This window comes from Candidatus Methylobacter oryzae (assembly GCF_003994235.2).
GTDB lineage: Bacteria > Pseudomonadota > Gammaproteobacteria > Methylococcales > Methylomonadaceae > Methylobacter_A > Methylobacter_A oryzae.
The window spans coordinates 128,809-141,032 of the sequence record NZ_RYFG02000119.1 but is presented as its reverse complement, the minus strand read 5'-3'; the positions used below and the strand labels follow the sequence as shown (position 1 = coordinate 141,032).

The window sequence follows — 12,224 nt, the reverse complement described above, 5'->3', positions numbered from 1 at the left end:
TTATTTTTCTTATCACGGGCGGGCCTTCCGTTGCCTAGGGTTAGTTCATGCCTCATATTCTATACCGGCTGTCAATGCGTAAGTTCTATCTGTTATGCGAGATTTTAAACTAGGCGTTTTCTTCAAGTTGTAGCTTAGTTCCTTGCGTTTGTAGTTGATCGTCCGTTTCCAGCTTTTACTTCTAAAACCTTCCTGATATTGCCATTTCAATAAATGCGCAATTAGCCCCGCCAAGTGGCTCATAAATTCACGCTGTTCGCTTTTGCCCACATCCTCAATCTCATCTGCAATATTTTCAAGGTCGAGCATATCGAATCGACCAGCGCGAATAAACGCCGCCTGTTCATTCGCCCACGCGATTACATCAGTTTCGTAGCTTTGCATCGATAATGCCCTCACCTCTTATTCCGGCCAGAAATCAGGGTTCATGACTTGCTCAGAAGACCAAGGACAGGATGCCGGAAACACGTTTAATATTCCAGTCTCATTTTCTGCCATACGTGCAGCATCAGCCCATGACTCAGCCCAAAAATCAGGATTCATAAGTTCAGGTTTTAGGCTAGGGGTTTTTGTAAGCCTACGCTCGATCATAGTGCGCTGATCTTTAATTGTCCGTTCCCAACTTCTACCCCGATGGCTCGGCTGATACTCCCATTTGATTAAGTTGGCAAGCAACGAGGCCATTCTTTTTTCAAATTCGTTTTGCTCGCTTTTGCCCACGTCCTCAATCTCATCAGCAATATGTTCAACGTCGAGCATGTCAAACCGGCCAGCGCGGATAAACGCCGCCTGTTCGTTCGCCCAGGCAATTACATCAGTTTCGTAGCTTTGCATCGATAATGCCTCATTTGTAACCATAGGGGTTAGCGCTTCATAGATTTACATTGTAACCTCTATAAAAACTACCGTATTGTTCCGCCAAAAATGTATCTTAAGTAAATCAATCCAGATGAGAGCTTACTATCCGGGGATACCAATCAAGCGCCGTCCTCGTCCTACCAGGTAAAGGTTATTCGAGTGTTTGCAAGTCGAAAGCTATTTCGGTGGACATTGTGTCGTTGTTAGATTCCTAATTTTTTGAACATACAAGATCCACTAGTGGTGCAAAACACGTTTTCATTATGAAACCCTTTGCGAATAGTGTAAGGGGGGTACACATTGGGCTTTGCGCTGCTACCTGATTCACCAATCGACGATTGGTTTCTTAATTCTGGCCACCAATATCATTTATTCCAATTCAATAAAAAACCAGATTCCTATTAAGGTCATCTGGTTTTCTAAGGTTTTAGTGAAAAATTTCACAGCAGGCGAAATAGCCGGATTTTTTTACTATCTATGTCACTATTTTTTCACTAACTTGGCACACTTTTCACTAATTGTGGCATCCGACAGGTCGTTCGGTAATCATTATCGTTTTTGGAGCTGGTAAAATTTGTCGGATTATTTCATTTTTTGTGTCATTAGTTTTTCACTAATTTGGCACACTTTTCACTTTTTGTGTCACTCGACAAAAGCGTTACACATCCAAATTCGCCACATCCAACGCGTTCTTAACAATAAAATCCCTACGCGGCTCGACCACGTCGCCCATCAGCGTCGTGAAAATCTCGTCGGCCGTAATCACGTCTTCAATTTTAACTTGCAGCAAGCGGCGGTTGTTGGCGTCGAGCGTGGTTTCCCAGAGCTGTTCGGGGTTCATCTCGCCCAGACCTTTATAGCGCTGGATATGCTGGCCTTTTTTGATTTCCTTCATCATCCATTCAAAAGCCTGTTTAAAGTTGCTGACCGGCTGTTGTCTTTCGCCCATTTGCATGAATGAGCTTTCGTTAAACATGTCAGCTGTGTCTTGGGCATATTGCGCTATTTTTTGGTAATCCTTGCCGTTGAAAAAAGCCGACGGTAAGACGAAGGCTTTGGTTATCGCGTGCAGGCGTTTGTTAACCACAACAGAAAACTCACTGCTTGATTTATAGTCCAGCTCAATGGTGTATACCGCTCCACTGTCGCAATCGGCCAATCTTTGTTCCATATCGGCAAACCAAGCGGCGAGCTTTTGCTGATCCTGTTTCAGTTCATCGCTGATTACGTCCATATAGGCAAATTGTTCCAGGAAAATATCGTCGTAGCGTCTGGACAGGCGTTTGTTGATGCCGTCGACCTCGGTAAACAATTTTGCCAGTTTTTCCAGGCCCGGACCTTGAATCGGCGGCACGGACGCATCGGTAAATAGCTGGGCTTTATCCAATGCAAGTTGGATCAGGTATTCGTTCAATTGGCTGTCGTCTTTAACGTAATGTTCTTGCTTGCCTTTTTTGACTTTGTACAACGGCGGCTGGGCAATGTAGATGTAGCCTTTTTCGACGATTTCCGGCAATTGACGGTAAAAGAACGTCAGCAGTAAGGTTCTGATATGCGAGCCGTCGACGTCCGCATCGGTCATGATGATGATGCGGTGGTAGCGCAGTTTGTCCAGGTTGTATTCGTCTTTGCCGATGCCGCAACCTAATGCGGTAATCAAGGTTCCGACTTCTTCCGATGAAATCATTTTATCGAAGCGGGCTTTTTCCACGTTCAGGATTTTCCCTTTTAACGGCAGAATGGCTTGTGTGCGCCTGTCCCTGCCCTGCTTTGCCGATCCGCCCGCTGAGTCCCCTTCCACCAGGAACAGTTCTGATAATGCGGGATCTTTTTCCTGGCAATCCGCCAGTTTGCCCGGCAATCCGGCAATATCCAGTGTGGTCTTGCGGCGAGTCATTTCCCGCGCTTTACGAGCTGCTTCCCTGGCACGGGCCGCATCGACGATCTTGCCGACAATGGCTTTGGCGATTTGCGGTTTTTCCAACAGGAATTCCTGCAATTTCTCATTCATTGTCGATTCAACCAGCGGTTTTACTTCCGATGAAACCAGTTTGTCCTTGGTTTGCGAGGAAAACTTCGGATCGGGCACTTTAACCGACAATACTGCGGTCAAGCCTTCACGGGCATCGTCGCCGGTGGTTTGTACTTTTTCTTTTTTGGCTAAGCCGCTGGCTTCGATGTACTGGTTGATGGTCCGGGTCAATGCGCCCCTGAAACCGGCCAAGTGGGTACCGCCGTCGCGTTGCGGGATGTTGTTGGTGTAGCAAAAGACGTTTTCTTGGTACGAATCGTTCCACTGCATCGCCACTTCGACAGTGACGCCTTCTTTTTCCGCAACGAAATGGAATACTTCCGGGAACAGTGGGGTTTTGTTTTTGTTGAGATGTTCAACAAACGCGCCTATACCGCCTTCAAACTCGAATACGTCTTTTCTGTCGGAACATTCGTCTTCCAGGCTGATCCGTACGCCGGAGTTCAAAAAGGATAGTTCCCTGAGTCTTTTCGCCAGTATGTCGTAGTGAAACTCGACATCGGTAAATGTTTTCGAGCTGGGTTTAAAATTGATCATCGTGCCGGAACCTTCGGCAGGCCCTACTGCGGCCAATGGAGCGACCGGCTCGCCCATTCGGTATTGTTGCTTGTAAAGCTGGCCGTTCTTGCGGATTTCGAGATTTAATTCTTCGGATAATGCATTAACAACCGATACCCCCACGCCATGTAGGCCACCGCTTACTTTATAAGCATTATCGTCAAACTTACCGCCGGCATGCAGTACGGTCATAATGACTTCGGCTGCCGATCTGCCTTCTTCTTTATGAATATCAACAGGAATGCCGCGGCCGTCATCGGAAACGGATACCGAACCGTTATTGTGGATAACTACTCTAACCTCTTTGCAATAACCCGCCAATGCCTCGTCAATCGAGTTATCCACAACTTCAAAAACCATGTGATGCAAGCCGGATCCGTCATCCGTATCGCCGATATACATGCCCGGCCTTTTTCTTACCGCATCGAGCCCTTTTAATACTTGAATATTGCTACTGTCGTATTCAGGCGCAGAGGTTTCTACAACTTGATCACTGGGATTACTCATGACTGTTTTTTTCCTGTTGGTTGTGCATGTTCCACGTGAAACATTACACGGGTTTTATAATGCCTTGTTCCACGTGAAACATTTTGTAATTTTCTATTTGGCTTAAATCGCCAAAATCATTTTCTTCTGTAGCCGTTATAAATACTTGGCATGCCATTTCCGATAAATAGCGCAGTAATTTAGCTCGGTTGACTACATCAAGTTCTGCCGCAAAATCATCAATCAGTATGCAGCCGGTACGGCTCTGTTCATTAGCAAGCAATTGGACCTGTGCTAATTTCAAGCTCATAACCAATAACTTTAATTGACCTCGTGAAACGAAATCCTTTGCCAGACGATTGTTGACTAGCAATTGAAAATCTCCGCGATGCGGCCCGCTATGGGTAAATCCGTAACGTAAATCTTTATCTTGATCTTCAATTAAAACGCGACTAAGTTCTTTAGACTGATCCCAACCGGAAACAAGCTTCAGGTCGATTTCGTCAAGCGAAAGAAATTTGCCGATAATTTCGATAAATACGGGCTTGAATTTTTGTAGATACTGCTGACGATAGCTATCGACTATTGTACCGTAATAGACGAGTTCATTATTCCAAACCTTGATCTGTTCAAGTTGTCTTGTTTTTAACAAGGCATTGCGTTGCGATAACGCCTTTTTGAATTTGCGCCAGACGGATAAGAAATTTTGCTGATCATTAAAAACGCCCCAGTCTAAAAATTCTCTTCTGACTTGAGAACCTGCGTCGAGCAATTCATAGCTTTTTGGATGAATAAGCTGTAACGGTAAAGCGTAGGCTAAATCCGAGCGTTTTTGACTTGGTTGATGGTTAATACGGATTTCAATATTTTTACCATCCAGTTGTATGCCTATATGCAAGTGGCCGCTGTTTATTTGCAGAATTTGCGCTGAGACGACTAGATGATTTTGATCGACGTTGATAACGGGCCTGATGGCGGAAGAACGGAATGACTTGGCACGGCCTAAAATGAAGATAGCTTCTATGAGTGTGCTTTTTCCGCTGGCATTTTCACCGAAAATAAAATTAATTCCCGGTGACGGATTAATGGACTCTTTTTGAATATTCCTGACTCCGTAAACATCCAGTTTCGACACACTCATAACTGCAATACTAGAGTCTCATCGGCATAACAATAAATTTATATCCGCAATCATTCGGCTCATCTATAAAGCAACTGCTGGCATTGCTGGCAATTGTCAGAACGGCAAGTTCGGAATCCAGATTTGAAACGGCATCCAATAGATATTGGGCATTAAAAGCAATCGTCAAAGGCTCGCCGGTATATTCAATCGCCAATTCTTCTTCGGCTTCATCATGCTCCGGATTATGGGTGCTGATTTTCATGCTGTCAGGCGTAATATCGAACGTCACCCCTTTAAATTTTTCATTCGATAAGATAGCAACGCGAGTCAATGCTTCTTTTAATATCTGCTTTTGGATATGGATTTGGTTAAAAAAGTCTTGCTGAAAAACTTTGCCAAAGTCCGGATACTTGGAATCAACCAATTTTGCCGAAAAAATCAGGTTTTTAATGGAAATCCTAATATTGTTGCTTGAAAACTCAACTTTCAACTCGGCTTCCGGATCGTCAAGCAACCGGCTCAGCTCAAGAACTCCTTTTCTGGGAAGAATGATTCGCGCTTCAAAACCGGTAGCCTGATCAAGGCTGTCTTCATAAATCGACAAACGATGTCCGTCCGATGCAACTAGCTTCAACTTGCTATTTGATACATTAAACAATAAGCCGTTTAGATAGTAACGAACATCTTGATTGGCCATGCAGAATATCGTTTTATCAAGGCCTTTTTTAAATTTACCGGCATTAATAAATAAGTGATTTTCTAATTCGGATTCGGCAAATTCGGGATAGTTATCAGCCGGTAAGCAACTCAATGAAAAACGGCTGCGATTAGAGGTAATTTTTACCTTATCGTCTTGCAGTTCGAATTTGATTTCGGCTCCGCTAGGTAAAAGCCTGCAGATATCCAGAAATTTTCTGGCAGGGACAGTGATTGATCCGGGCGTTGCTGTCGCAATGCTGATTTTGGCAATAATCTGAATTTCCAAATCAGTACCGGTCAAAATAAGTTGGTCTTCAGTAATGACCATTAAGACGTTTGAAAGAATAGGCATGGTTTGCCGTTTTTCTATCACGCTGACTATTTGCTGCAAAGGAAGCAGTATCTCTTCTCTATTAATAATAAATTTCATAAAAGAATATCTTTTTTCTATTACTACTAGTTTTAAAGAAGGTTGTTGAAAACTAGTATTTAACCTTAATAATCAAGTAGTTGTGTTGTTATAAACAATGTGGTTAAGGGTGCTGCTTTAGCGTGTACGGCTTGTGGTTTAACAAGAGTTGTCAGTAAAAATAAGTTTTATCCACAGGTTATTCCTCGTCAATGTGACAAAGTTCTCAACAGGTTGGAGTAATCTTCTGCCATTTTAGTATCAGACTCTTTTAGCTCTGTAATTCTTTTACAGGCGTTCATTACTGTGGTGTGGTCACGGCCACCGAATGCATCGCCAATTTCCGGAAAGCTGTGGGACGTTAATTCTCTGGCCAGACACATGGCTATCTGCCGGGGCCTAGTGATGGACTGTTTTCTATTTTTGGAAGATAGATCGGCAACGCGAATTTTGAAATATTCAGCGACCGTTTTCTGGATGTTATCGATATTGACGAGTTTATCCTGCAAAGAAATGAGATCATGCAGTGCCTCTTTGGTGAATTCGATCGTAATTTCACGTCCGGTAAACTGTGCATTGGCAATAACTCGCCGCAAAGCACCTTCCAGGTCTCGAACATTGGAAGGAATTCTTTTCGCGATAAAGAAAGCGACATCCTGAGCCAGCTGAATGTTAACCAAAGCGGCTTTCTTCATTAGAATGGCCGCTCTGGTTTCCAGATCGGGCGGCTCGATTAGAACGGGTAATCCCCAGCCAAACCTTGATTTTAGCCGGTCTTCAAGGCCTATGATTTCCTTTGGATATTTATCGCAAGTTAAAATTACCTGGTGCTTCTTTTCCAATAATGTATTAAAGGTGTGGAAAAATTCTTCCTGGGAACGTTCCTTGCCGGCAAAAAATTGAATGTCGTCGATTAGCAGCACATCGACGCCACGATAAAATTCTTTAAAGGCGTTAATCGAATTTTGCTGTAATGCCTTAACCATATCCTGGACAAATTTTTCAGAATGCAAATAAACGACAGTTGCGGAGGGATTTTTTTGTAAAACCGCATTACCTATCGCATGCATCATATGAGTCTTACCCAGACCGGAACCGCCATAAATAAGTAGCGGGTTATAAGCTTTACCGATGTTTTCAGAAACTTGGACTGAAGCTGCTCTGGCCAGCTGGTTAGATTTACCTTCAACAAAATTGTCGAACGTGAATGCCTTGTTTAAAAAACTGGGCGTGGTTTTTTGAGGTCCCGAGGCAGGTTTTGCTATCTTAGTCGCAGTAGGGACAGACGAACTTTTAGAACCAATCTCCAGGCTCAAATTTAATGCGCCATTGGAAAACTCATAAATAGTTTCTTCGATTTTGGCAAAATGATGTTCTTTAACCCAATCGAGTACAAAGCGGTTCGGAGCTAATAACTTTATTTGTTCATCACTTTCTATGGCTTGAAGGGGCCGTATCCATGTACTAAAGTCAGAACCTGAAATTTCATTTTCAAGTTTAGAAAGGCAGTTGTTCCAAATTGAGCTCATTGAAATAATAAAAAGTTGATTATAATTAATAGTGTAATTTTGCTTTTTATCACTGTACAGTAATAAAACATCGCGTTACAGAATTGACAGTTATAGAGGTTTATTTTATCATCCGCTGTCTTTTTTATCTGTTTTTGTTAACACTCATCCGATCAGGCTTTAAGTAAAATGAAAAGAACATATCAACCAAGTAAAATCAAACGTGTAAGAACTCATGGTTTTCGTGCAAGAATGGCAACAGTCGGCGGCCGTAAAGTTCTTAATGCCCGCAGAGCAAAAGGTCGCGCTCAATTAACTGTTTAGTCAACGGTTGGTGGCTGAAGAAGTTTTTAGTTTCTCCCCGCAGTTACGGTTAAAAAAACCGGCTGAATATAAAAAGGTTTTTGCTAAGCCTGTAAAATCAAGCGACCAATATTTTACCCTATTGGCCATAAGAAATAATTTTGATCATCCGCGGCTGGGCTTGGCAATTGCTAAAAAAAATATAAGAAAGGCAGTACAAAGGAATGTGATTAAACGAACTGTCCGGGAAAACTTTAGAATAAAACAACATAGCTTGGGGAATATTGATATCGTTGTTTTGGCTCGTAGAGAAGCCGTAGATGCTCCGCTGGATTTGTTAAGAAAATCGTTGGAAAGGCATTGGCTTAAGTTGGTATCCCGATGCGATTCATGCTCATAGCAATTATAAAGTTTTATCAATACTTTATTAGCCCCTTGCTCGGAAACAGGTGTCGTTTCTATCCAAGTTGTTCAAGTTATTCTCTGGAAGCGCTTCAGCTCCATGGAGCCACCATCGGCTCTTATCTCTCCCTCAAAAGATTATTAAAATGCCATCCGTTCCATCCTGGTGGCATTGATCCCGTTCCAGAAAAATTTGGTAATAAGAATGGATAATATAAGATTTGTACTAATCGTTACATTTGCGATGCTTATTTTTATGCTGCAGCAAGCCTGGCAAATGGATTATGGCCCCAAACCCGAAGTCGCCGCTATTACAGAATCTGTGGCAACCAATACTAAAGAAGATTTACCTTCCGCTACCGGTACATCGGCTCAAGCCGAACCCGCAGAGCAAAATACCACAGCTGTTCCATTAGCAACCGTCTCATCCGCCAACATTCTTACTGTTAAAACCGACGTACTTGCGCTTCAAATTGATTTGCAAGGCGGCACAATCCAGAATCTGGATTTATTAAACTATCCCGTAGAAAAACCTAATACTGTCATAGATAAATTACGCGCGATGATCGGTTTATCGGTTGCGGAAAAAGATACCGCTCCGGTACGTTTATTCGACAGCAGCCAAGATAAATTATTTGTCGCACAAAGCGGTTTAATTGCCGACAGCGGTTTTGCTACTGCACCGAGTCATCACACTGTATTTAAAAATGAAGCCGACAGTTACGATCTAAAACCAGGACAAGATAGTTTAACTGTGCCTTTAACCTGGACCGATAACAACGGCCTGACAATTACCAAATCGTTTATCTTTAAACGCGGCAGTTATGACATTACTCTGGAACAAAAAGTTAAAAATGATTCCGGTAAACCTTGGTCCGGCAGACAGTATAGTCAACTGCTTAGAGTTCCTGATAACTCCAACAAAGGCGGTATGCTGACCGGCGGCATGAGAGCTTATTCCGGCGGTGTTATTTATACCGAAAAAAACAAATATCAAAAGATTGATTACGACGATATGGCCGATGAGAATCTTGATGTTTCAACCAAAGGCGGTTGGACAGCAATGATTCAGCATTATTTTGCTTCGGCATGGATTCCACCTGCGGATCAGGAAAATCATTTTTATACCAAAGCCCTGAGTGACGAACGTTACGTTATCGGAACCTATTCTCCATCGGTTACCGTTAACGCAAATTCAGACGCGCAATTCGTTGCTCAATTATTTGCCGGTCCTAAAATCCAGCCTATGATGGAAAAAATAGCGCCTGGTTTGGAACTTACCGTCGATTACAGTTTTTTAACGTTTATCGGTAAACCTATCTATTGGTTGTTGAACCAGATCCATAACGTTGCCGGCAATTGGGGTATAGCTATTATTGGCGTAACGCTATGTATTAAATTGCTGTTTTTCCCATTGTCGCAATCCAGCTACAGGTCAATGGCCAAGATGCGCAAAATTCAACCGCGTCTAAAAGAATTGCAAGAGCGTTTTGCCGATGACAGACCGCGCTTCAATACCGAAATGATGGCCCTGTATAGAAAAGAAAAAGTTAATCCATTAGGCGGCTGTTTGCCTATCTTGATACAGATTCCGGTATTCATGTGCTTATACTGGGTATTAAGCGAGACTGTTGAATTCCGCCAAGCGCCATTCATGTTATGGATACAGGATTTGTCGATACAGGATCCTTTCTACGTCTTGCCGGTTATCATGGGTATCACCATGAAAATTCAGCAAAGCTTAAACCCTGCGCCGATCGATCCGATACAGGCAAAAGTAATGAAGATGTTCCCTATCGTCTTTACTGTATTCTTCCTGTTTTTCCCGGCCGGTCTGGTTTTATACTGGGTAGTTAATAATACTCTGTCTATTATCCAGCAGTCGTATATCACCAAGCAGATTGCTAAAATGCCATAGGCTTACGTGGCTAGAAACACCCCAGATACTATTGCAGCCATTGCAACACCGCCAGGGAACGGCGGTGTCGGTATCATTCGCATTTCGGGAACTAACGTTTCCGAAATTGCCGAACACCTCACTCACCGCGCCTGTTCCCAACAGGCCAGCGGCATACACTCCATCCCTGGAGATAATAAAACCTTAATTCCCCGGCTGGCCCAATATTCGTCTTTTATCGATGCTGACGGCTCAGTCATTGATTCGGGCATCGTCCTTTATTTTCCAGCGCCTGCTTCTTATACCGGCGAAGACATTCTTGAACTTCAAGGCCATGGCGGCTCGGTCGTATTGGATATGCTGCTTCGGCGCGTTTTATCCTTGGGCGCACGCTTGGCCAATCCAGGCGAGTTTACCGAACGTGCGTTTCTGAACAACAAACTCGATTTGGCCCAGGCGGAAGCAGTCGCCGACTTGATTGAAAGCAGCACCGAACAATCCGTCCGCTCCGCACAAAAGTCAATGCAGGGCGTTTTTTCGATACAAGTTAATGAATTGGTCGAAGAACTGACCGAACTTAGAACCTACGTCGAAGCAGCCATTGACTTTGTCGATGAGGAGATTGATTTTTTAACCGACGGCGTGGTTGAAAACCGGATAACCAAAATACTGCAGCGCATCGAACAGATTCAACGAACGGCGCAGCAGGGCCGCCTGTTGCGTGACGGCATGACTGTCGTATTGGCCGGCAAACCCAATGCCGGAAAATCCAGTCTCTTAAACGCATTGGCCGGACATGAAGCGGCGATAGTCACCGACATAGCCGGAACCACGCGCGACGTATTAAAAGAACGCATTCAGCTGGATGGTATGCCCTTGCATATCATTGATACTGCCGGCCTTCGTGAAAGCGGCGATGCGATAGAACAGGAAGGTATCCGCAGAGCTCACCAGGAAATTAAAAACGCCGATAAAATCTTACTGCTGATCGATGTAAGAGAGCCGGACATAGAGTCGGTATTAAAAACACTGCCCTCCAGCGGTAACGTTACGCAAATTTACAATAAAATAGACTTGTTAGGGATAGCGCCGGAAATAAAACAAACGGAATTTGGCACTCAAATTTACCTGTCTATCAAAACCGGTAGCGGTATGGAATTATTAAAACAACATCTCAAACAGAGCGTTGGTTTTAATGAAGCAACCGATAACGTATTCATTGCCCGAAGACGGCATATCGAAGCCCTGAATAAAGGGTACGAGTTTGTCGAGAGCGCTTTAGACCAGTTAAGAAGCAGCCAAGCCGGAGAACTGGTTGCTGAAGATTTAAAACAAGCACAAATGAGCCTTGCGGAAATTACCGGAACGTTTACCTCGGATGATTTACTGGGAAAAATATTTTCCAGTTTTTGTATCGGAAAATAATACTCATAACATTTGGATTGTTGTTTTTATTCAAGTGTGATTATCGTCTATCGTTCTAATTATGCTGTTCAAAAAATTGTTCAGATAGTAAAAAGAGGAGGTTAAGTTGCACGTAGTTTGGAAATCGCCATGTCAAAAAAATTGTGTAGCAACGCAAGATAACCCGTTTCCATGTCTTTTGGATCACCGGGATCCACATAGCGACTGCCCGATGAATTCGGTGGATTTCGCTTATCTCAGTAAGCTTGACTCTTTGATGTACAACAATGGCTATCCCTATGGAGCATGGGTTGTCCATACCGACAAGATTGGACTTTTTCCGGTTTGCGAACTCATTTTTTTTCGCGAGGAGCCCACGGAGGAAAGCTTGCGCAAACTCTATGGATCGCACTTTCTGCGCTTCAACCATTTTTCCCCACACGCTTAAAGCTGAGTATTTTCGATTAGCTGCTGAAAGCAGTTTTGGATGTTATTTTAGCTATTTGACCGTTTTAGCCTGTTTTTAAAATTTGGCATACAAAGCG

11 protein-coding genes are annotated in these 12,224 nt (G+C 43.4%); 5 read left to right on the top strand and 6 right to left on the bottom strand.

Annotated elements, in window-relative coordinates:
* Window positions 1–45 precede the first annotated feature (45 nt).
* The 6 genes from EKO24_RS19975 to dnaA all read right to left on the bottom strand — a co-directional run bounded on the left by EKO24_RS19975 (window position 46) and on the right by dnaA (window position 7,694).
* Complete coding sequence (locus tag EKO24_RS19975) at window positions 46–384, bottom strand: DUF29 domain-containing protein (protein WP_127029837.1); 339 nt, start codon at window positions 382–384, stop codon at window positions 46–48.
* An 18-nt stretch (window positions 385–402) separates the two neighbouring features.
* The gene (locus tag EKO24_RS19970; RefSeq protein WP_127029836.1) at window positions 403–834 is read right to left on the bottom strand and encodes a DUF29 domain-containing protein; all 432 of its coding nucleotides are present in this window, start codon (window positions 832–834) and stop codon (window positions 403–405) included.
* A gap of 682 nt (window positions 835–1,516) precedes the next feature.
* On the bottom strand, window positions 1,517–3,955 hold the full coding sequence (gyrB, locus tag EKO24_RS19965) for a DNA topoisomerase (ATP-hydrolyzing) subunit B (RefSeq protein WP_127029835.1): 2,439 nt from the start codon (window positions 3,953–3,955) through the stop codon (window positions 1,517–1,519).
* Window positions 3,956–3,998: 43 nt separating this feature from the next.
* On the bottom strand, window positions 3,999–5,075 hold the full coding sequence (gene recF, locus EKO24_RS19960) for a DNA replication/repair protein RecF (protein ID WP_127029834.1): 1,077 nt from the start codon (window positions 5,073–5,075) through the stop codon (window positions 3,999–4,001).
* Window positions 5,076–5,085: 10 nt separating this feature from the next.
* Window positions 5,086–6,186 (bottom strand): DNA polymerase III subunit beta, encoded by a 1,101-nt coding sequence (gene dnaN / locus EKO24_RS19955; RefSeq protein ID WP_127029833.1) that lies wholly within the window; start codon window positions 6,184–6,186, stop codon window positions 5,086–5,088.
* 188 nt (window positions 6,187–6,374) lie between these two features.
* Window positions 6,375–7,694 (bottom strand): chromosomal replication initiator protein DnaA, encoded by a 1,320-nt coding sequence (gene dnaA, locus EKO24_RS19950; RefSeq protein ID WP_127029832.1) that lies wholly within the window; start codon window positions 7,692–7,694, stop codon window positions 6,375–6,377.
* 168 nt (window positions 7,695–7,862) lie between these two features.
* Between dnaA and rpmH the strand changes: the two genes are divergently transcribed.
* Genes rpmH through mnmE form a run of 5 tightly spaced genes read left to right on the top strand, consistent with a single transcriptional unit; the run spans window position 7,863 to window position 11,700 of the window.
* Window positions 7,863–7,997 carry a 50S ribosomal protein L34 gene (rpmH, locus tag EKO24_RS19945; protein ID WP_081466895.1) on the top strand — a complete coding sequence of 45 codons (135 nt, stop codon included), beginning with the start codon at window positions 7,863–7,865 and terminating at the stop codon, window positions 7,995–7,997.
* Window positions 7,998–8,007: 10 nt separating this feature from the next.
* Window positions 8,008–8,376: a ribonuclease P protein component gene (rnpA, locus tag EKO24_RS19940; protein WP_127029831.1), complete on the top strand. Its 369-nt coding sequence runs from the start codon at window positions 8,008–8,010 to the stop codon at window positions 8,374–8,376.
* Entirely contained in the window at window positions 8,358–8,591 is a 234-nt protein-coding gene (gene yidD, locus EKO24_RS19935) for a membrane protein insertion efficiency factor YidD (RefSeq protein WP_127029830.1), read from the top strand. The genes rnpA and yidD overlap by 19 nt, the downstream gene beginning before the upstream one ends.
* Window positions 8,584–10,296, top strand: coding sequence for a membrane protein insertase YidC (gene yidC / locus EKO24_RS19930; RefSeq protein WP_127029829.1), 1,713 nt, complete (start codon window positions 8,584–8,586; stop codon window positions 10,294–10,296). The genes yidD and yidC overlap by 8 nt, the downstream gene beginning before the upstream one ends.
* A gap of 6 nt (window positions 10,297–10,302) precedes the next feature.
* A complete protein-coding gene (mnmE, locus tag EKO24_RS19925; RefSeq protein ID WP_127029828.1) occupies window positions 10,303–11,700 on the top strand; it encodes a tRNA uridine-5-carboxymethylaminomethyl(34) synthesis GTPase MnmE in 1,398 nt (465 codons plus the stop codon).
* Window positions 11,701–12,224: the final 524 nt, after the last annotated feature.